Annotated in this window: 17 protein-coding genes; 8 read left to right on the top strand and 9 right to left on the bottom strand. The window is 73.8% G+C overall.

All coding sequences use genetic code 11. From position 1 onward, the window contains the following. Positions 1-35: 35 nt before the first annotated feature. Complete coding sequence (locus IE145_RS08480; RefSeq protein ID WP_189520283.1) at positions 36-674, bottom strand: TIGR03086 family metal-binding protein; 639 nt, start codon at positions 672-674, stop codon at positions 36-38. 227 nt (positions 675-901) lie between these two features. Between IE145_RS08480 and IE145_RS08475 the strand changes: the two genes are divergently transcribed. The 3 genes from IE145_RS08475 (at position 902) to IE145_RS08465 (ending at position 2875) form a co-directional block, all read left to right on the top strand. Beyond that, positions 902-1894, top strand: coding sequence for a fibronectin type III domain-containing protein (locus tag IE145_RS08475; RefSeq protein WP_189520282.1), 993 nt, complete (start codon positions 902-904; stop codon positions 1892-1894). A gap of 114 nt (positions 1895-2008) precedes the next feature. Continuing rightward, positions 2009-2656 carry a DUF6338 family protein gene (locus IE145_RS08470; RefSeq protein WP_189520281.1) on the top strand — a complete coding sequence of 216 codons (648 nt, stop codon included), beginning with the start codon at positions 2009-2011 and terminating at the stop codon, positions 2654-2656. Between the two features lie 3 nt (positions 2657-2659). After that, positions 2660-2875 (top strand): hypothetical protein, encoded by a 216-nt coding sequence (locus IE145_RS08465; RefSeq protein WP_189520280.1) that lies wholly within the window; start codon positions 2660-2662, stop codon positions 2873-2875. Positions 2876-2932: 57 nt separating this feature from the next. On the opposite strand, the gene IE145_RS08460 is transcribed toward IE145_RS08465, so the two are convergent. The 3 genes from IE145_RS08460 to IE145_RS08450 form a co-directional block, all read right to left on the bottom strand. Further along, positions 2933-7864: a CHAT domain-containing protein gene (locus tag IE145_RS08460; RefSeq protein WP_189520279.1), complete on the bottom strand. Its 4932-nt coding sequence runs from the start codon at positions 7862-7864 to the stop codon at positions 2933-2935. A 374-nt stretch (positions 7865-8238) separates the two neighbouring features. Continuing rightward, positions 8239-9858, bottom strand: coding sequence for a malate synthase A (aceB, locus tag IE145_RS08455; protein ID WP_189520278.1), 1620 nt, complete (start codon positions 9856-9858; stop codon positions 8239-8241). Between the two features lie 281 nt (positions 9859-10139). Further along, positions 10140-10757 (bottom strand): nucleotidyltransferase family protein, encoded by a 618-nt coding sequence (locus IE145_RS08450; RefSeq protein WP_229825429.1) that lies wholly within the window; start codon positions 10755-10757, stop codon positions 10140-10142. A 214-nt stretch (positions 10758-10971) separates the two neighbouring features. Between IE145_RS08450 and IE145_RS08445 the strand changes: the two genes are divergently transcribed. Then, positions 10972-11274, top strand: coding sequence for a DUF5955 family protein (locus IE145_RS08445; RefSeq protein ID WP_189520276.1), 303 nt, complete (start codon positions 10972-10974; stop codon positions 11272-11274). A gap of 30 nt (positions 11275-11304) precedes the next feature. Here IE145_RS08445 and IE145_RS08440 read toward each other — a convergent pair whose 3' ends face one another. Both IE145_RS08440 and IE145_RS08435 read right to left on the bottom strand, forming a co-directional pair. Then, positions 11305-11952, bottom strand: coding sequence for a response regulator (locus IE145_RS08440; RefSeq protein ID WP_189520275.1), 648 nt, complete (start codon positions 11950-11952; stop codon positions 11305-11307). Beyond that, entirely contained in the window at positions 11949-13148 is a 1200-nt protein-coding gene (locus tag IE145_RS08435) for a sensor histidine kinase (RefSeq protein ID WP_189520274.1), read from the bottom strand. The genes IE145_RS08440 and IE145_RS08435 overlap by 4 nt, the downstream gene beginning before the upstream one ends. Before the next feature lie 110 nt (positions 13149-13258). Here IE145_RS08435 and IE145_RS08430 point away from each other — a divergent pair, with 110 nt between their 5' ends. Beyond that, positions 13259-14338, top strand: coding sequence for an ABC transporter permease (locus IE145_RS08430; protein WP_189520273.1), 1080 nt, complete (start codon positions 13259-13261; stop codon positions 14336-14338). Then, the gene (locus IE145_RS08425; protein ID WP_189520272.1) at positions 14335-15030 is read left to right on the top strand and encodes an ABC transporter ATP-binding protein; all 696 of its coding nucleotides are present in this window, start codon (positions 14335-14337) and stop codon (positions 15028-15030) included. The genes IE145_RS08430 and IE145_RS08425 overlap by 4 nt, the downstream gene beginning before the upstream one ends. A 55-nt stretch (positions 15031-15085) precedes the next feature. On the opposite strand, the gene IE145_RS08420 is transcribed toward IE145_RS08425, so the two are convergent. Beyond that, the gene (locus IE145_RS08420; RefSeq protein WP_189520271.1) at positions 15086-15889 is read right to left on the bottom strand and encodes an IclR family transcriptional regulator; all 804 of its coding nucleotides are present in this window, start codon (positions 15887-15889) and stop codon (positions 15086-15088) included. Positions 15890-16239: 350 nt separating this feature from the next. Between IE145_RS08420 and allB the strand changes: the two genes are divergently transcribed. Both allB and alc read left to right on the top strand, forming a co-directional pair. Further along, positions 16240-17583 carry an allantoinase AllB gene (gene allB / locus IE145_RS08415; RefSeq protein ID WP_189520270.1) on the top strand — a complete coding sequence of 448 codons (1344 nt, stop codon included), beginning with the start codon at positions 16240-16242 and terminating at the stop codon, positions 17581-17583. Between the two features lie 109 nt (positions 17584-17692). Then, a complete protein-coding gene (alc, locus tag IE145_RS08410) occupies positions 17693-18814 on the top strand; it encodes an allantoicase (protein WP_189520269.1) in 1122 nt (373 codons plus the stop codon). Positions 18815-19134: 320 nt separating this feature from the next. On the opposite strand, the gene IE145_RS08405 is transcribed toward alc, so the two are convergent. Next, a complete protein-coding gene (locus IE145_RS08405) occupies positions 19135-19965 on the bottom strand; it encodes an aldo/keto reductase (protein WP_189520268.1) in 831 nt (276 codons plus the stop codon). 85 nt (positions 19966-20050) lie between these two features. Beyond that, a complete protein-coding gene (locus tag IE145_RS08400; protein WP_189520267.1) occupies positions 20051-20695 on the bottom strand; it encodes a TetR/AcrR family transcriptional regulator in 645 nt (214 codons plus the stop codon). Positions 20696-20855: the final 160 nt, after the last annotated feature.

Genomic DNA, 20855 nt, shown 5'->3' with positions numbered 1-20855 from the left:
GACTCCCGCGCCCGGCCCGCGTCGTGGCGGCGCTCTCAGCCGCCCGGCCGCCAGTTGGGGCGTCGGCCGCTGAGAGCGATCACGCGGTCCAGCAGCGGGGCGTCGGCCGGCACCGGCACGGGCGGCCCGAAGATGCCGCCGCGGTCCGGGTCGTCCTCGTCGGGAGCGAGCAGCGCCTCGCAGGACCGCAGCTCGGCCTCGCCCGCCGCGTACGGCTGCCCGGTCGAGCGGGCCAGGTCCCAGCCGTGGATCACGAGTTCGTCCAGCGCGACGGCCCCGGCGACCTCGCCGGGCAGTTCGATCCCGCCCGCCCGGGTCATGCCCGTCCAGGCGTCGGGCGAGCGCCAGGCCGCCGCCACCTCTTCCAGCCGCCGGGGCAGCACCTCCCGCCAGTCGTCGTCGAGGACGGGGAGGGCCGCGTCGGGAGAGGTGGCCGTGCTCGGCCCGAGGTCCTTGCGGGCCGCGTCGCGGAAGGCGGTGGCCAGCCCGATGAGATGGCCGAGCAGCTCCCGGACGGTGTAGTCGGGGCAGGGGGTGGGGCCGTCCAGTGCGCCGTCGTCGACCGGGGCGAGCAGTTCGGCGATCCGCCGGGCGGCCGGCTCCAGGTCGGGCAGTTCGGCGGCCGGCACAGCGGTCCTGTGCGCAGCCGACGCGGAGGTCTCATGCGTATCCATACAGGGATGACCCCTCCAGCGCCGGAAACTCATCGGTCGACGGACGGCCCCGGACCGGTGGGGCGGGCGGCCAGGGCCGGTGGGGCCGACGGCCCGGGCCCGGTCGGGCGGACGGCCCGGACCCGGGGGCGGGCGGCGCAACCCGGCATATAGCGGAAGGTTCCCGGCCGGACTCTTGTCGCCGGGCCCCCCGCCATGTCATACAGGTCTGGACCATTGCTGTCCGGATGGAAGGCACCACCGTGCAACGCCCCCACATATCTGCCGCGTTGGCCTGCTCCGCTCTGCTTCTCGCCCCCCTCCTCTCCGCCTGCGGTGGTTCCGCCGAAGCCGACACCCAGCCGCCCGGCACCCCGGAGAACGTCACCGCCCAGGCCAGCAGCTCCACCTCCGTGCACGTCATGTGGAAGGCCGCCCCCGACGGCGAGAAGGTCTCCGGCTACGAGGTCTACCGGGGAAAGAGCAAGGTCAAGAGCGTCCCGGCGACGAAGACCATGATCGACGTCAACGGTCTGACGGCCTCGACGGACTACACCTTCAGCGTCCGGGCCAAGGACACCGCCGGAAACCTCTCCGCGCCCAGCAAGGCCGTCCCCGTCACCACCCAGGCCACCCCGCCCGAGGACGACGAGCCGCCCACCGTCCCGGCGAAGCTGACCGGCCGCGCCGACGGCAGCCGTGGCGCCACGCTCACCTGGAGCGCGGCCAAGGATGACGTCGGCGTCACCTCGTACGACATCTACCAGGAGGATTCCCGGATCCACAGCGTCCCCGCCTCCGAGACCACGGCCGAGCTCACGGGGCTGCGTCCGGGGACCGTCTACACCTTCACCGTCCGCGCCCGGGACGCCTCCGACAAGTCCTCGGCGGACAGCAACACCCTCGACCTCACCACCGCGTCCGCCCCCGGCGCCCCCGCGAGCACCGCCCCCACCGGGCTGCGGACCGAAGTCGGCAAGGAGGGCGGCCTGTTCACCCTGGACCTGTCCTGGGACCAGCCCGACACGGGCGGCACCATCCCCGCCTACGAGCTGTACATGAACGGCAAGCTGACCACCACCATCGTCTGGGGCGGTACGCCCCCCGAGGGCCGTGCCACCTACCGGCTCGACCTCCCCGACCCGGCGGGCACCCGCTACTCGGTGAAGCTCAGGGCCAAGCTTCCGGACGGAAAGTGGGGCGACTTCTCGGCCCAGCGGACGGTGGTCCTGACGGACTGACATCCGGCGGGCCCTCCCGGCGCCCTCGGGGGCTTGGGCCGGCCGGGGTCCATGGGCCATCCTGGGGCGGCGGCGACGCTGCCGCGGCGACGAGCACGGGGGTGCGGCACCACGATGGTTCCGGGAACAGTGGGGCAGCTGGCCATTCTGCTGGTCCTCGTGCTGCCCGGGTTCTTCTACCAGGCGGTGCGGGAACGGCTGCGCGGCTCCCTCGCCAGTGAGCAGGAGCCGCAGAACCGGCTGGTGCGCGCCATCGCCGCGGGTGCCCTGCTCGACACCGTCTACGCGGTGGTCGCGGGGCCGTGGCTCGTGCGGCTGCTGGCCGGGGAAGGGGGCGGGCCGGTCGCCGGGGTGCTGCGTCAGCCGCGCCAGGCGGGGATCGCCGCGCTGCTGCTGATCGTCGCCGTGCCGTCCGCGCTGGCCTGGGCGGAGGCGGTGTGGTGGCGGCGACGCGCCCGGGCACGGTACGAACCGACGCCGACCGCCTGGGACGCCCTTTTCCGGGACCGGGGCTCGTGCTTCGTCCGGGTGCGCCTCAAGAGCGGTCTGTGGGTGGGTGGTTGGCTCGGTTCACGGTCGGCAGTCTCGGCCTATCCGCAGCCGGGTGACCTCTATCTCCAGACCCAGTACCGGATGGGGCCCGACGGCTCGTTCCTCGGGAAGGTGCCGGGCACCGCCGGTGTGTATGTGCGGGCTGCCGATGTGGACGTGCTGGAGGTGCTGCTGCCGCCGTCCGCGTCAGCGGCCGGAGGGAGGGACTGACCGATGGCGAAGGCAGCGGGGCCGGGCCGGGGCGGGGAGGACGGCGCGAGCGACGACGCCGAACTGGCCGCTCTCGTAGCGGAGTTCTCCTTCCGCAAGACCTATCGGCCCACCGACGACCTGGCCGAGCCGGACGAGCTGCCGCCAGGGCCCTCGGGCACCGCGCTGGGGGAGGGGGCCCCGACCGCTCAGGGGGCCGGGGAGCCGGACGGGACCTGAAGGAGGCTTTCCCGCAGCGGCCGGGTCGGGGGCCGTGTCGCCCCACCGGCGCGGCTCTCAGGGACCCGTGTGGATATGGGCCGCCCACAGGTGGGGTGCCTGTGGGTACCGGTCGCGCAGGGCCCTGACCGGATGGTGCAGGGCCGTGGCCGGACCGATCGGGCGGCCCAGGTCCAGATCCGTCGCGAGCGCCGCGTAGAACTCCTCGGTGAGCCGGGTCGCCAGCTTGTCGGCGACGGGCCACAACGTACCGATCACATGCGGGTATCCGGCCAGTTGGAAGGAGGAGGCCAGCTGGATCGCCTCGTCGGACAGCCTGACGCCCCCCTGGGCGGCCGAGCAGGCGGACAGCACGGCGAGCTCCGGGCAGCCGGGGCGCTGGGCCGCCGCGTCCGGGACGGTGAGCCGGCCGTCGTACAGGACCAGCCCGCTCCGCGACGGGTCGAGCGGCTCGTTGACGCCGTGACAGCTGAAGTGGACCCAGGGGTGGGCCTCCAGCGCCCGGCCGACCGCCGCCACGGTCGCCTCGGGCCCGGCCAGCAGCCTCCCCCCGGGGAACAGCTCCCCGAGCAGCTCCACCTCCCGCGCGACGCCCGGCAGCGGCGCGGCCCCCGGCGTCTCGGCGAGGGCCACGACCAGCGGGGAGGGGCGTGCGGGGCCACCGGGGGCGGGGCGGTCGCGGCCATCGGGGGCGGGGCGGTCGCGGCCACCGGAGGCGAGGCCGTCGCGGGCCCGCACCAGGGCGCGCACGGTCGGGGTGTACGAGGAGACGGCACGGTCGAGAACCCAGGTCCCGGAGTCCGCCCCGCCGCGCCCGGCGGCGTGCAGCGGCAGGAAGGACAGCAGACCGGTGGCGCACCACCACACCCGGGGCCACGGATCGCCCCCGTTCGGTACGGAGTCGAGCCCGAGGTGCTCCAGCACGGGTGCGGCCACGGTGTCCCAGAGCCAGCCCAGCGTTCCCGAGAGGCGGCGCATCATCGCGACGGCCTCGTCGACGCCTCGTTCCCCGTACGCCGTGTCGATCCCCTCGACGAACTCCGCCGCCCGCGCCTCGACGTCCCGCAGGGTGAGGCGGGGCAGGGGCACCACGTCGATGCCGGCGTCGGCGGTCACGACCAGGGCGTCGCAGCGGAAGGCACTGACGTTGACGACCACCACCGGCCCCTCGGCCGCGGAGGCGACCAGCCCGGCCACGGACGGCGGTCGCAGGAACCCGTCAAGACCCGGTAACGCCCTGATCTCGTCCAGAAGGCGCTCCCAGCGCCGGGCCAGGGCGAGCCGGTCCTCGGCGGCCACCGCCGCCTCACGGGCGGCGTCGAACGGGACCGCCGTCGGCCCGCCGGGCCCGGAGCCCAGCACGGGGGAGGGGCGCGGCGGTCTGCTCAGCCCTTCGCGTATCCGCTCGAACTCCGCCGCGAGGCCGGGAGCGACGGTGTGCAGCCGCGACACATCGGCCCGGTTCTCCAGCCCCTGGGCCAGCAGCACCCCCCGCCCCTGTTCGAGGAGCGTGAGCGCGCGTTGCGTCGCACCCGTTTCGATCGCCAGCGCGGCGGCGTCACTCGCCACGCCGTCGCTGAGCAGCAGCCGCGCCTCCTGGTCCGCGCGGGCGAGGCCGCGTGGTGCGATGCGGGGCAGCAGACCGACGGCGTAGGCGTACGCCTCCAGGCCGTCGGCCGCCCGCCCGGCACGGACCGAGGCCAGCCCCCAGGCCTGGGCGGCGCGGAGCCGGGCCCCGAGATGGGTCACCGGGCTCCGGGCGCAGTCGCGGGCGGCGCGGGCCACCTCCACCAGGTCGACCCGGTCCCCCCGCCTCGCCCGGTCCAGTTCCGCGGTCGCCAGCAGCAGTTGGGAGACCCCGTGCAGGGCGTGGCCGGGGGAGGTGCCCGCGAGGGCTTCCCGGGCTGCGGCACCCGCCCGGTCCAGGGCCTGCCGGACCGCCACCCCGTCGGGTTCCCCCGCAGGACGGGCACCGGCCCGGCGGCCGGGAGCCAGGCGGGCGAAGGTCACGCAGGCGGTCGCGAGTTTCTGCAGGGCGAACGGGCGCGAGGGGTGGTCCGCTCCGAACCCGGCGATCACCTCTTCGAGGATCCGCCGGGCCTCGTCGGCGGGGCCCGGGTCCTTCTCCGACTGGGCTCTGTTGATCAGCAGGGCGCCCAGGTTGACGGCGGCCAACTCGGCGCCCCAGCGATCGCCGTGGGTCAGGGCCATCGCCTCGCGCAGCAACGCGACCGCCTCGTCGGCGGCGGAGGCGTCACCCACGGTCTCGTACCAACAGCGCAGAGCCTCGGCGAGGTTGTTCAGATGCAGGGACCGCTCCACCGCCGTCGGAGGGCTGCCCTCCACCGCACGGCGCAGCACCGTCACGGCCTCGGCCAGCCAGACCCGGTTGCCGGAGAACAGGCCGCGGTCCATGAGGGCCCCGCCCAGGTTCGTGAGCGCCATCCCCCGGCGGATGCGGGGCGTTTCGGCCACGGCCTCGCGCAGGGTGCCGACGGCCAGGTCCCCGAGCGTCTCGTCCCCGCTCTCGACGGCCCGGGTCCACCGGACGAAGCCGAGCCCGGTGAGGACGCTGCCCCGCAGTCCGTACGGTGTGGGCTGAGGGGAGTCCAGAACGGCCTGGTAGTGGCGCACGGCCTCCTCGCTCTGCCGCACGTCCCGGCTGTAACGGTAGAGAGCCCCGAGACTGTTGGCGAGGCCGAGCAGAGACATCGGCGGGGGCGCGCCCGGTGCCATGGCGACCGCCTCCCGGTGCCACCGTACGGACTCCTCCAGCAGAGCGGGGTCGGAGGTGTGACGGGCGAGGTTGCGCAGCGCGTCGCCGAGGGCCGTGCGGCAGGCGGACCCGCTGTACACGGACGGGTGGCAGGCGGCGACGGCCCTGCGCAACACGGTGATGCCCTCGTCCAGCGCCTCGGCGTCCGAGCAGAACTCGGCGCGTGCCATCAGGATCTCACCGAGGCCCAGGAACAGCCGGGCGGCGAAGGGGTCGGACGGCCTCGACAGTCCGACGGCCTCCCGCTGGGCGGCCACCGCCCCGGTCAGGAGCTCGGTCCGGGCGGACCACGCCATGATGTTCATCAGGCCGAGGGCGACGTTCGCGTGGCGTACGGCTCGGTCGACGCGGGAGAGCGGCGCTCGCCGCAACTCCTCGCGGAACAGGTCCACGGCTTCCTCGCACAGGCCGGCGTCGCCCGTCGCCTCCGCCCGTCTCATGAGGGCCTCGGCGTACTCCCCGTGGCCGTCCCAGTACTCCGCACCCCCGGTCCGGAGCAGTCCGAGCCCCCGGCGCAGCTCGGCGGCAGCCCTGGGCCATTCCTCGCCGTCCGCCCCGGCGTGCCGGGCCAGCGCCGCCCCGAGCGCGATACGCGTGGTGGCCTCGAAGTTCCCGGTGGGAGCGGGCAGGACGAGGCATTTACGGAAGCAGTCGACAGCCTCGGCGGCACCGTCGGCGTCGCCCGGGATCAGCAGGCAGACGCCGAGTGCCCGCAGGACCCGGGCCCGGTCGGCGGAGCGGGCCGGAACCTCTCCGGCGAGATTCCGGAGCAGCGCGAGAGGGGCGTCGATCTCGCCGGGGTCGCCCGGCGACGCGGCCACACCGAGGCTTCCCGGATCCCAGAGGTTCCCGGCCCGCCGGGCGGCACGCTTCCCCAGCAGCTCCGCGAGGTGAGTGGCGAGTACGATCCGACGGGACACGTCGTCCGAGGGCACGGACTCGGCTCCGAGGCGGGCGTGGGCGACGGCCTCGTCCAGGTCGCCCATGGAGCCCTTCGCCGTGTACCGCGCGTCCAGCGCCCGGGAGAGCGTGAAATGGGCGCGGGCGCGCAGCGGATGGCCGTCCGGAGCGCTGTCGAGCGCCTCACGAGCCGTGGCGCACGCGTCGTCGAGGAGGTCCGGGCGACCCGCGTGTTCGGCGAGTCCGGACAGCAGCAGCCCGAGGTTGGTGAGGTAGACGGTGCGCTCGAAGGCGTTCGGGGCGGTGTCGGCAGCCCGGCGGCAGGCGGCCACGCCCTCCTCGTGGAGCCCGTCATGCCCACCGGTCGCGACGGCTTCCGCGAAGAGGGCGACACCCAGGTCGGAGAGGAGCGCGGCCCGGTCGGCCACGACGGCGTCCGGCTCGCGAAGGGCGGTGCGCAGCAAGGCGATGCCCTCGGAGCGCAGCGCGGGTTCGTCCAGGCGGTCGGCGGCGAGGCAGAGCGCGGAACCGAGCATGGCGCGGTGCTGGTCGCGGTGCGGGCTGTTCCCCGTGGCGAGGTCCACGGCCTTGCGCAGGGCGGCGACCGACTCCCGCAGCGCGTTCCCGTTCCCGGTCACATCGGCCCAGTTGCGGAGCGTGTGGCCGAAGTTGCCGTGCCGGCGGGCCTGTTCGTCCCGGTCGCCCGGGGCACAGGCCACGGCGGCGCGCCCGGTGGCGACGGCGTCGGCGAGCGCCTGGCGTCCGGCGCCGTCCTGGAATCCGTAGAAGAGGACGAGCCCGAGGTCCGACAGGCAGATGCCCTGCTCCACGCTGCCCCCGCCGAAGACGGCGGCGGCGTGCCGTAACAGGACCTCCGCCCCGCGCAGCACCTCCGGGTCGCGGGTCCGCTGGAACACCGCCATCATCCCGACGCCGGCGTCGTATGCCAGACCGGGCTCGGTCGCGGCCCCCTCCGGCTCGCCCGCCAAGGTGGCGAAGACCGGGCGCAGCCCGGGCGGCACCCGGTCGGGGTCCTGCTCCCCGATCACGGAGAACCGCAGCAGAGCGGTGGCGAGCGCCGGCCGGTCGGCCGGACCCCGTGCGGCGTAGCGGAAGAGGTCGGCGATGCCGAGCGCCAGTACACCCGGGCCCCACGTGCTCCCGTCGGGCAGGGTGAGGCAGCCGAGCACCTCGTCGGCCGCCCGCGCGGCCTCCGGCCCGGTGAACCACTCCAGAACGCCCGGGTCGGCTTCCGCGCGCTCGGCCTGCCGGAGGATGAGGTGGGCCGAGTCCTCGGCCCTCACCTGTGTCATCGCGTCCCCGTCGCCCCGTCGCTCCCCGCGTTCCCGGCGTGCTCGGCCGGCGAGGGGAACGGCCTGGTGGATGCGGCCACCGCCACCGTTTCTTCCGGGCTCACTTCGCCAAGGGTGCTGCTTCGCAAAGGACTTGGTCAAGCGAAAGGCGTCGGTACTCCATGACCGGCCGGCTCCGGGAGGCCACCGCGTGCGGCCCGCCCGACTCTCCCGGCTGGTCGACGACAGGTCCGCCACGGACCGGGTGGCGCGGGGTGCGGGTCTCGCCGCCGGTCAGAACCGCCCCCGGCGCTGTGCGGTGCCGGGGGCGGTGGCGCGTCCGTCGTGACGGGACGGCGCGGCTGCTCGTACGTGAGGTGACGCGATGTGTCGGGTCAGCGCAGCTGCTCGTACGCGGGCAGGGTCAGGAAGTCCGCGTAGTCCTGGTCCAGGGAGACCTGGAGCAGGAGGTCGTGGGCCTGCTGCCACTTGCCGGCGGTGAAGGCCTCCTCGCCGATCTCCGCGCGGATCGCGGCCAGTTCCTCGGCGGCGACCTCGCGGGCCAGGTCGGCGGTGGCGTGCTCGCCGTTCTCGAAGACCACGTCCGCGTTGATCCACTGCCAGATCTGGGAGCGGGAGATCTCGGCGGTGGCCGCGTCCTCCATCAGGTTGAAGATGGCGACGGCGCCCAGGCCGCGCAGCCAGGCCTCGATGTAGCGGATGCCGACCGCGACCGCGTTGCGCAGGCCGTCGTACGTGGGGCTCGCGTCGAGCGAGTCGATGGCGATCAGGTCGCCCGGGGCCACCGAGACGTCCTCGCGCAGCCGGTCCTTCTGGTTCGGCTTCTCGCCGAGCACCGCGTCGAAGGAGGCCAGGGCGATCGGGACCAGGTCGGGGTGGGCGACCCAGGAGCCGTCGAAGCCGTCGTTCGCCTCGCGGTCCTTGTCCGCCTTGACCTTCTCGAAGGCCACCTTGTTGACCTCGGCGTCGCGGCGCGAGGGGATGAAGGCCGCCATGCCGCCGATCGCGTGCGCGCCGCGCTTGTGGCAGGTGCGGACCAGGAGTTCGGTGTACGCCCGCATGAACGGGGCGGTCATCGTCACCGCGTTGCGGTCCGGCAGGACGAACTTGGCGCCGCCGTCACGGAAGTTCTTGACGATGGAGAAGAGGTAGTCCCAGCGGCCCGCGTTGAGCCCGGCGGCGTGGTCGCGCAGCTCGTAGAGAATCTCCTCCATCTCGTACGCGGCGGTGATCGTCTCGATCAGGACGGTGGCGCGGACCGTGCCCTGCGGGATGCCGACGTAGTCCTGGGCGAAGACGAAGATGTCGTTCCAGAGGCGGGCCTCCAGGTGCGACTCCGTCTTCGGCAGGTAGAAGTACGGGCCCTTGCCGAGGTCGATCAGGCGCTGCGCGTTGTGGAAGAAGTAGAGACCGAAGTCGACCAGCGCGCCGGGCACGGAGACGCCGTCCAGCTGGAGGTGGCGCTCCTCCAGGTGCCAGCCGCGCGGGCGCATGACGACCGTCGCCAGCTCGTCGGCGGACTTCAGCGCGTACGACTTGCCGGACTTCGGGTCGGTGAAGTCGATGCGGCGCTCGTAGGCGTCGGTCAGGTTGAGCTGGCCGAGGACGACGTTCTCCCACGTGGGGGCGGACGCGTCCTCGAAGTCGGCGAGCCAGACCTTCGCGCCCGAGTTCAGGGCGTTGACGGTCATCTTGCGGTCGGTCGGACCGGTGATCTCCACCCGGCGGTCGTTCAGAGCCGCCGGGGCGGGCGCGACCTTCCAGGAGTCGTCCGCGCGGACCGCCGCCGTCTCGGGCAGGAAGTCCAGCGTGGAGGTGCGGGCGATCTCGGCGCGGCGCTCCCCGCGCCGGGCGAGCAGCTCATTGCGGCGCGGGGTGAACTGCCGGTGCAGCTCGGCCACGAACGCGAGGGCCGCGTCGGTCAGGACCTCATCCTGCCGGGGCAGGGGCTCGGCATCGACGATGGCCAGCGTGGACGGCGCTGGTGCGGACATGAGCTGTCACTCCTTCAGCGGGCGGCGGCGTCTCGACGGCCGCCGGGTCGCCTGAGACGGCACGGCGTGCCATGGCTCCGAGATACGGCCGTGGGTGCCGTCTGAGGTTCAGAGGGCTTCTGACCAGTGGATAGTAGTTTCCTCATGGTGGAAGTTCAATGGTTTGTTGATGTCGAGATTCTCCGGGTCGACAGAAACGGGCCGACGGCGGCGCAGCGTGCCAGCGCGGCCACGGACTGTCGACCGCCCCCGGCGGGCCGCCCCGCCGAGGCGGCTCCGGATCACTCCAGATGCCTGAGGTCCTGCGAGGTGTCGATGTCGTGGGCCTCGGCCACATCCGAACACTCCACGAGCGTGATCGCATCGCGGTGCTCCCGCAGATAGCTCCGCGCGCCCTGGTCGCCGACGGCCGCCGCCGCGATGTCCGCCCACCGGTCCGCCCCGAACAGCACCGGATGGCTCCGCTCCCCGCCGTACGAGGCCGCCGCCAGGCTCATCCGCGAGCGGTACGCGAGCCGCACCCGCGCCACCGCCTCCGCGCCGATCCCCGGCTGATCGACCAGGAGGACGAGTGCCGCGTCCGCGTCCGTCGCGCTCAGGGCCGCCAGGCCCAGCCGGAGCGAGGAGCCCATGCCCTCCTCCCACCCCGGGTTCACGCTCACCGCGCACCCCGTGAGGTCCGCCCGGGCCCGCACCTCCTCGGCCGCCGCCCCCAGCACCACATGCAGCGGGCCGCACCCGCCGTTGCGCAGGGAGCGCACCGCGTGCTCGATCAGCGGGCGGCCCCGGTGCTCCAGCAGTGCCTTCGGGCGGCCGCCGAGCCGACGGCCCCCTCCCGCGGCCAGCAGCACCCCCGCGACCTCGGGGTTCTTCGCCCTGCGCGGCCTGTCCGTCGCCATGTCCTCAACCATGAGGTCTGGATACCACTGAGTCCTTCGCACACGCGACACGCATGTCACCCTCAGGGGTAACCCCGATTTCTTTCCGTGGGCTGGCGCGCACTGCCTGTCATGGCGTTAACTTGCTGGCGAACCCGGGGACTTGGCCACCACCCCGGATTCGGGGGAGACGCCGGCACAAGGACGTGCGAGGGGGAGTGCTGTGTTGCGAAGCGTGGGACAGAAGCGGCTGACCGGCAGCGGCGAGGACCCGAGGGTGGCCGAGCTGCGGATGGCCGTCTCGCGGCTGCGCCGGGAGCTGGCGGCCGTCCGGACCGACTTCCCCGACCGGCCGATCGCCGAGGACGAGCTGGCGGCCCTGGACGCCATGGCCGTCAGCGGCGTGCCGGAGATCCCCCGGATGCGCCGTTCCCTGCTGCTGATCGCGGGGGCGATCGGCTCGGTGAGCGCGGTCGCGTCGGCCCTGCGCGAGGTGCGCAACGCGGTCGACCTCTTCGGTGAGCCCCCGCGCGGCTGAACGCCCCGTCCGGAGCCCGGGCGGGCCGCGTCAGCGGCGGATGAGCCGGCGGGCCGTGGCCGCCGCGACCGCCGACGTACGGGAATCGACGCCCAGCTTCGCGTAGATGTGCACCAGGTGGGACTTGACCGTGGCCTGGCTCAGGAACAGCCGTTTGCTGATCCGGAGGTTCGACAGACCCTCGCCGACCAGCTGGAGCACCTCCAGCTCCCGCCGGGTCAGCGCCGCGGACGGGGTGCGCATCCGGTCCATCAGCCGGTGGGCCACCGAGGGCGCGAGCGCCGAACGGCCCGCCGCCGCCGTGCGCACCGCGGCCGCCAGCTCCTGCGGCGGCGCGTCCTTGAGCAGATAGCCGCTCGCCCCTGCCTCGACCGCCGCCAGGATGTCCGCGTCGGAGTCGTACGTGGTCAGGATCAGGACCCGGGGGCCGTCCGGCGCGGCGGTGATCGTCGCCGTGGCCTCCGCCCCGTGCATCCCCGCACCGAACTGCAGGTCCATCAGGACCACGTCGAGGCCGCCCTTCGCCGCCAGGGCGACGGCCTCCTCGGCGGTGGCGGCCTCACCGGCGACCCGGAAGTCCGGCTCGGTGTCCAGGACCGCCCGCAGACCCGCCCGGACGACCGGATGGTCGTCCGCGAGCAGCAGCCGGATCGGGTCCCCGCCCGCGCTCCCGGTCATGCCGCACGCTCCGTTTCCGCGACCGGCAGCGGCAGGGTGAGCGCCACCGCCGTGCCCTGGCCGGGCGCCGACTCCACGCTCAGCGCACCACCCAACTCCCCGGCGCGCGCCCGCATCGCCGGAAGCCCGAAGCCGCCGTCGCCGCGCTCGTGCACCGGCGCTTCGGACGGGTCGAAGCCCTGCCCGTCGTCCACGACGTCCAGCGCCACCGAGGTGTCCATGAAGCTCAGGGTGATCTCCGCCCGCCCGGCCCGCGCATGGCGCGCCGTGTTCGCCAGCGCCGACTGCGCGGTCCGCAGCAGGGCCACCTCGTACGGGGTCGGCAGCTCCACCGGAGTGCCGCTGACGGCGAACCGTACGGTCAGGTCCGGCGCGGTCGTACGGGCGCAGAGCCGCTCCAGCGCTGCGGCCAGGGAACCGTGCTCCAGATCCGGCGGCGTCAGGGCGCGGACGAAGGACCGGGCCTCGGCGAGATTGGCCTGCGCGGCCTCGCGGGCGGCACGGACATGCGCGCCGGCGGGGGCGTCCTCGGGCAGCGAGCGCTCGGCCGCACGCAGCAGCAGCTGGATGCTCGACAGCCCCTGGGCCAGCGTGTCGTGGATCTCCCTGGCCAGACGTTCGCGCTCGGCGAGCGTCCCGGCGGTACGTTCCGCCTCGGCGAGATCCGCCCGGGTGGCGACCAGCTCCACGATCAGCTCGCGCCGCCGTTCGCTCTCCCGGTACAGGGCGTCGTACCCGAGGACGGTGGCGACAGCGACCGCCGCGCCGATCAGCGGCCCGATGAACGCGCCGGGCTCGATCTCCTGCCGGTGCACGGCGAAGCTGGTGATCGCGGCGGCCGCGGTGACCACGACGGCGGGCAGCGCCCAGCGCATCGGCAGGAAGTGGAGCTGGAGGAAGTAGAGCGGGAAGGCCACCCACATGGCGTCCGGCGACAGCACCAGCAGCGCCGCCCACAGGATCCACAGCCCGCCCAGCCACCGCGCCCCCGCCGGGCTTCCCGGCTGCACGGAGGAGGTCAGCGCCCCCGCCGCGTACAGCGCCGCCGTCAGCAGCGTCACGGCCACGACCGCCGCAGTGTCCGGCGCGCTCTCGCCCACCGCGCGCACCACCACCAGGGCCAGCAGCCCCGCCAGCAGCGCGTGCAGACAGAGCCGCAGGGCGGCCGTGACGTGGGTGTGCGATCGCGAATCCATGGTCCGTCCAGCGTAGCCGCGGGGGCCTGGGACCCGGTCAACCGAAAGGTTGATCCCGGGCCCGTCCGCCGCGCGATGTCTTCCCGGCCGCGCCGGACGACGCTGGGGCCATGTTCGTCGCATGGAGAGACCTTCGCTTCGCCAGGGGCCGGTTCGCGCTCATGGGCTCGGTCGTGGTGCTGATCACGTTGCTCGTGGGCCTGCTGTCCGGCCTCACCGCCGGGCTGGCCCGGGAGAACACCTCGGCCGTCACCGGGCTCGACGCCGACCACCTGGCCTTCGCCGCGCCCCCCGACGGGCGGGCGGAGTCGTTCGCCGACTCGACCGTCCGGGAGGACGACTGGCGAGCCTGGGCCGCCCGGCCCGGGGTCGCGGCCGCACAGCCGGTCGGCATCCGCACCCTGAACGCCACCGCCGGTGAGCGGAGCGCCGCCGTGTCGGCCTTCGGCGTCGAACCGGACGGCACCCTCGGGCCGGACGGGACCGGCCCCGGCCGGGTCGTGCTCTCCGAGGAGGCGGCCGAGGAACTGGGCGCCGCCGCCGGCGACCGGATCGCGCTCGGCCGGACCGAGCGCGAGGTCGCCGCCGTCGCCACCGACGCCTCGTACAGCCATACGCCCGTCGTGTGGACCACCCTCGACGACTGGCAGCAGATCGGCCACGACGGCGCCGGGCCCGCCGAACAGGCGACCGTGATCGCTTTGACCACCACCGGCGGCGTGGACCTCGCGGCGGGGGACGAGGCGGCGGGCACCAGCACGCTCACCCTCGACGACTCCCTCACCGCGATCGGCTCCTACCAGGCCGAGAACGGGTCGCTGCAACTGATGCGCGGCTTCCTCTTCGCCATCTCCGCGCTCGTCATCGGGGCGTTCTTCACTGTCTGGACGATCCAGCGCAGCGGCGACGTCGCCGTACTGAAGGCGCTCGGCGCGTCGACCCCGTACCTCCTGCGCGACGCGCTCGGGCAGGCCGTGGTGATGCTCGTCCTCGGTACGGGACTGGGCGCCGCCCTCGCCGCCGGGGCCGGGGCCCTGATCGGCGGGGGAGCCGTGCCGTTCGTCCTGGACCCGGCGACCGTCCTCGTCCCGGCCGCCGTGATGATCGCCCTCGGCGCGCTCGGGGCCGCCCTGTCCGTCCGGCGGATCACCGCCGTCGACCCGCTCACCGCACTCGGGAGTGCCCGATGACGCTCACCCTGACCGATGTCACCCTCACCTACCCGGACGGCGAGGGGCGGCTCACCGCCCTGGACCGGGTCTCGCTGGACGTCCCGGCGGGCACGCTCACCGCCGTCGTCGGGCCGTCCGGCTCGGGCAAGTCCAGCCTGCTGGCGGCGGCCGCCACCCTGGTCACCCCGGACTCCGGCCAGGTCGTCGTGGCCGGGACGCCGACGGCCGGGCTGAGCCGTGCGGGGCGGGCGGCGCTGCGCCGGGACCGCATCGGCATCGTCTTCCAGCAGCCCAGCCTGCTGCCCTCGCTGACCGCCGCCGAACAGCTCCAGGCCATGCGCCATCTGTCCGGGGGATCCGCCCGGAGCGCCCGGGGCCGGGCACTGGAGCTGCTGGACGCGGTCGGACTGGCCGACCGCGCCGACCGGCGGCCGCACCAGCTCTCGGGCGGTCAGCGCCAGCGGATCAACATCGCGCGGGCCCTGATGAACGAACCGGCGGTCCTGCTCGTCGACGAGCCGACCAGCGCACTGGACCACGAACGCGGCGGGGCCGTGCTCGACCTGCTGGTGACCCTCACGCGGGAGCGCGCCACCGCCACCGTGCTGGTCACGCACGACCTGGCGCATCTGGACCGGACGGACCGCACGGTGACGATGGACGACGGCCGGCTGACGGCCCCGGCCGGGGTGGGAAACACCGGGGTGTGAAGGCCGGGGCGCGGGACGCCGGGGTGTGGAGGCCGGGGCGCGGGACGCCGGGGGGTCAGCCCCCGTTCGTCCCGCTGCTCGCCAGCGCCTCCGACAGCTCGCCCGCGACCTGCTGGAGGATCGGCACGATCCGATCCGTGGCCGCCTCGGTCACCCGTCCCGCCGGGCCCGAGATCGAGATCGCGGCCGAGGTGGGGGAGTTCGGTACGGAGACCGCGAGGCACCGCACCCCGATCTCCTGCTCGTTGTCGTCCACCGCGTATCCGGCGCGCCGCACCTGCTCCAGGGCGTCGAGGAAGCCCTCCGGCGTGGTGATGGTCTTCTCGGTGGCGGCGGGCATGCCCGTACGGGCCAGGAGCGCGCGGACCTCGTCGGCGGGGGTGTGCGCGAGGAGCGCCTTGCCCACGCCGGTGGAGTGGGGCAGGACGCGCCGGCCGACCTCGGTGAACATCCGCATCGAGTGCTTGGACGGCACCTGGGCGACGTACACGATCTCGTCCCCGTCCAGGAGCGCCATGTTCGCCGTCTCGCCGGTCTCCTCGACCAGCCGGCTGAGGTAGGGCCTCGCCCAGGTGCCGAGCAGCCGGGAGGCGGACTCGCCGAGCCGGATCAGCCGGGGGCCCAGCGCGTAACGGCGGTTGGGCTGCTGGCGTACGTACCCGCAGACGACCAGGGTGCGCATCAGCCGGTGGATGGTCGGCAGGGGCAGACCGCTGCTCGCGGACAGCTCGCTCAGCCCGACCTCGCCCCCGGCGTCGGCCATCCGCTCCAGCAGATCGAAGGCGCGCTCAAGGGACTGCACCCCACCGCTGGACGCGGAGGGCTTGGAGTCGGCTGTGCTGGCGTGGGACGGCGGCACGTCAACGGTCCTTTCGAAGCGGAAGGCAAGGCAGCAGCCTACCGGGCGGTTCCGGTACGGCCCACAGCTCCCCGGTCGGCGTCCGTGCCGGTCAGGGCCTGGTTTGTCCGGGTGCCGCCGGTCGGTGCGGACGGCTCGGCGCCGCCCCTCCTGGCCCATGCTACGTTCCGCAGTTCGAAATATGACTTTTACTTTGTGGAAACCTCTAGTCGTGGCGGCGGGACCGGCCCGTCGGCCCTCCGTGCCGGAAGGGGGGTCTTGACGAGGGCGTTTCCCGAGTGAAGACTCCATCGGAGATTCAACAGTTCGTTGAATTCCTGTTGTGATCATCCTGGAGTGAAGGAGCACAGGTGTCCGGTTTGGACGTGAACCTGGTACTGCGCTCGACGCGCGTCGTCACCCCCGAGGGCACCCGCCCGGCGGCGGTCGCCGTCGCGGGCGGGACGATCGACGCGGTCCTGCCGTACGACGCCGACGTGCCCGAGGGCGCCCGTCCGGAGGACTTCGGCGACGACGTCCTGCTGCCCGGCCTGGTCGACACCCACGTCCATGTGAACGACCCCGGTCGTACCGAGTGGGAGGGCTTCTGGACCGCCACCCGCGCGGCGGCGGCGGGCGGCATCACCACGCTCCTGGACATGCCGCTCAACTCCCTCCCGCCGACCACCACCGTCGACCACCTGCGGACCAAGCAGCGGGTCGCGGCCCCCAAGGCGCACGTCGACACCGGCTTCTGGGGCGGTGCGATCCCCTCCAACGTCAAGGACCTGCGCCCGCTGTACGAGGCCGGGGTCTTCGGCTTCAAGTGCTTCCTGTCGCCCTCCGGGGTCGAGGAGTTCCCGGAGCTGGACCAGGAGCAACTGGCGCGCTCCATGGCGGAGATCGCCGGATTCGGCGGCCTGCTCATCGTCCACGCCGAGGACCCGCACCACCTGGCCGACGCCCCGCAGCGCCCCGGCCCCGCCTACGCCGACTTCCTGGCCTCCCGCCCGCGCGACGCCGAGAACACCGCGATCGAGGGGCTCATCGCCCACGCCAAGCGGCTCAACGCCCGCGTCCACGTTCTGCATCTCTCCTCCAGCGACGCCCTGCCGCTGATCGCCGCCGCGAAGCGCGAGGGCGTCCGCGTCACCGTCGAGTCCTGTCCGCACTTCCTCACCCTCACCGCCGAGGAGGTCCCGGACGGGGCCACCGAGTTCAAGTGCTGCCCGCCGATCCGCGAGGCCGCCAACCAGGACGCCCTGTGGGCCGGGCTCGCCGACGGCACCATCGACTGCATCGTCAGCGACCACTCCCCGTGCACCACGGACCTCAAGACCCCGGACTTCGCCTCCGCCTGGGGCGGTATCTCCTCCCTCCAGCTCGGCCTGCCCGCCATCTGGACCGAGGCCCGCCGTCGCGGCCACTCCCTCGACGACGTGGCCCGCTGGATGTCCGCCGCCCCCGCGGAGCTGGCCGGGCTGACCCGCAAGGGCGCCATCGAGGCCGGCCGCGACGCCGACTTCGCGGTCCTCGCCCCCGAGGCGACCTTCACCGTCGACCCCGCCGAGCTCTTCCACCGCAACCAGGTCACCGCCTACGCCGGGAAGACCCTGCACGGCGTGGTCCGCTCCAGCTGGCTGCGCGGCGTCCGCATCGCCTCCGACGGGGTCCTCGCCGAGCCCACCGGCCGCCTCCTGGAACGGGACCGCTGAACCGGCCCCACCAGCCCCACCGGCCCCACCGGCTCCACCGGCTCCACCGGCTCCACCGGCATCCTCCGCGAACGCGACCCCCGACCGTGCCCGAAAGGACCCCCCGACCATGACGGACGCCTCGATACCCCGCTTCACCGGCGACGCCGGCCCGTACGCGGGCGGCGACCCGTACGCCGACCACCGCACCGCCGACTTCCCCTTCACCCATCTCGTCGACCTGGCCGACCGCCGCCTCGGCGCCGGAGTCATCGCGGCCAACGACGAGTTCTTCGCCGAGCGGGAGAACCTCCTCAAGCCCGAGCCCGCCGTCTTCGACCCGGAGCACTTCGGCCACAAGGGCAAGATCATGGACGGCTGGGAGACCCGCCGCCGCCGAGGCATCAGCGCCGCCGAACCCCACCCCACCGCCGAGGACCACGACTGGGCCCTCGTCCGGCTCGGCGTGCCCGGCGTCATCCGGGGCATCGTCCTGGACACCGCCCACTTCCGCGGCAACTACCCGCAGGCCGTCTCCGTCGAGGCCGTCGCCCTGCCCGGCTCCCCGTCCCCCGAAGACCTCCTCGCCCCCGACGTGAAGTGGACGACGCTCGTCCCCCGTACGGCGGTCGGCGGCCACGCGGCCAACGGGTTCGCCGTCGACGTCGAGCAGCGCTTCACCCATCTGCGGGTCAACCAGCACCCGGACGGCGGGATCGCCCGGCTGCGCGTGTACGGAGAGGTCGCCCCGGACCCCGCGTGGCTCGCCGCCCTCGGTACGTTCGACCTCGCGGCCCTGGAGAACGGCGGCCGGGTCGAGGACGCCTCCGACCGGTTCTACTCCCCGGCCACCAACACCATCCAGCCCGGCCGCTCCCGCAAGATGGACGACGGCTGGGAGACCCGCCGTCGTCGCGACCGGGGCAACGACTGGATCAGCTACGCCCTCGCCGCCCGGTCCGGGATCCGGGCCGTCGAGATCGACAGCGCCTGCCTCAAGGGCAACTCGGCCGGCTGGGCGAGCCTTTCGGCACGGGACGGGGAGGGCGGCGACTGGACCGAGATCCTGCCCCGGACCCGCCTCCAGCCCGACACCAACCACCGCTTCGTGCTCGACGGGACCGTCCGGGCCACCCATGTACGGATCGACATCTTCCCGGACGGCGGCATCTCCCGGCTCCGGCTGTTCGGATCGCTCACCGACGAGGGCGCGGCCGCCCTGGCGGCCCGTCACCGGGAGCTCGGCGGCTAGGCCCCTGTCGTCGAACTGCCGCCTGCCGTGCGACGCCCGGCACGCACGCTCGCGGCGTTGCCGAAATGCCCTGGTAGCTCCGCTACAAGACCACTCCGGCGCCTTGCGATCGCACGCACCGGACGCCGCGCGGCCGCCCTGCGGGCGACAACGGCAGTTCGACGACAGGACCCAGCCCTGTCGCCGAACTGCCGCCTGCCGCGCGGCGCTGGAAGTGTCTGACCCCGAACGGCGGACCCGGCCCGGACGCACCGCGATCGCAGGGGGGATCGCGGTGCGCCCGGGCCGGTCGTCGCGCGCGGACGGGTCTCGTGGCCCGCTCAGAACTCCTCGTGGGACTCCGGGTCGCCCCCGAACCGCCGCTGCCGCCCGGACGCGATCGTCGTCAACTCCTGCGCCGTCAGCTCGAACCCGAACAGATCGAGGTTCCCGCGCTGCCGTCCCGGGTCCGCCGATTTCGGGATCGGCACCGCGCCCAGCTGGGTGTGCCAGCGCAGCACCACCTGGCCGGGCGTCACCCCGTGGTCGTCCGCGATCGCCACGATCGAGGGGTCCTCCAGCACCTCCCGGCCCCGGGCCAGCGGGCTCCAGCTCTCCGTCGCGACGCCCTTCGCCGCGTGCACCGCCCGCAGCTCCTCCTGCGGGAGCAGCGGATGCATCTCGATCTGGTTCACCGACGGCAGCACCCCCGTCTCCCGCTCCAGCCGCGCCAGATGGGCCGCGGTGAAGTTGGAGACGCCGATCGAGCGGACGAGACCGTCCTCCCGGAGCCGGATCATCGCCTTCCAGGTGTCCACGTACTTGTCGACACGGGGGAGCGGCCAGTGGATCAGATACAGGTCGACGTAGTCGACGCCCAGGCGGGCCCGTGACTCCTCGAACGAGGCGAGCGTCTCCTCGTACCCGTGGTGCCGGCCGGGCACCTTCGTGGTGACGACGACCTCCTCGCGCGGAATGCCGCTGCGGGCGATGCCCCGTCCCGTACCGGTCTCGTTGCCGTAGTTGAGAGCCGTGTCGACCAACCGGTAGCCCAGCTCCAGGGCCCCGGCGACGGCCTCCTCGGCCGCCGCGTCGTCGAGCGGATAGGTGCCGAGCCCCACCGCGGGGAGCCGGGTGCCGTCGTTGAGCGTGTGAACCGGTGTGCCGGACATGTGCTGGGTCCCGTCCTCGCCGTCGCTGCCCCGTCCCGGCCAGGGTAGGTGCGCGGCCGGTGCGGAGCAGCCGGGGACACGGCGCTCACCGCGGGGGCGGCAGCAGCCCCGGGCCCGTCGCCGCCGACCGCAGCCGGGAGAGGATGGCGCGGGCGGCCTTGTCGTAGCCGAGGTTGTTGTTCTGGAGCACCGACTCCGCGTTGGACAGCTCCAGCAGGGCGATCACCTCGAACGCCAGCTGGCACACGTCGGTGTCCCCGGCCAGTTCCCCGGCGGCCCTGGCCTCCTCGATCGTCTCCTCCACGAAGGTGACCCAGCCCGTCTGCGCGGACGCCAGGGCGTCGTGCACCCGGCCGCTGCGGGCGTCGAACTCGGCGGTGGCGGCGTAGAAGAAGCAGCCGCCCCGGAACACCCGCTCGCGGGAGTACGCGATCCACGCCTCGCACATCGCCCAGACCCGCCCGAGCCCCGGCGGCACCGACCGGGCGGGGCGCAGCACATGGTCGACGAAGACGGCCACCGCTCCCCGCACAGTGGCCAGCTGGAGCCCCTCCTTCGAGCCGAACAGCGCGAACACCCCGCTCTTGCTCAACCCCAGCTCGGTGGCCAGCCTCCCCAGCGACAGGCCCTCAAGACCTTCGACCGAGGCGATCTGCACCGCCCGCCCAAGGATCAACTGCCGGGTCTGGTTCCCCCGCTCGACCCGCCCGTCCGCCCTTACCGACGCCATGTGACCACTCCGTGCCTCAGCGTTACCCGGGCGTCAGTCTAGGGAGCGGCGGGTGGTGCCCGGGAACGATCCGACCGCCGAGACAGGTGTTCCCTTTCCGGGAACCCGGCGGGTAGCGTGATCACTCCGCGTGCGAGCCGGTGAGGTCTCCACATCACGT

The organism is Streptomyces sindenensis, assembly GCF_014649035.1.
GTDB lineage: Bacteria > Actinomycetota > Actinomycetes > Streptomycetales > Streptomycetaceae > Streptomyces > Streptomyces sindenensis.
Note: the sequence above shows the minus strand (reverse complement) of the source record. Positions and strands in the feature narration are given on the sequence as shown.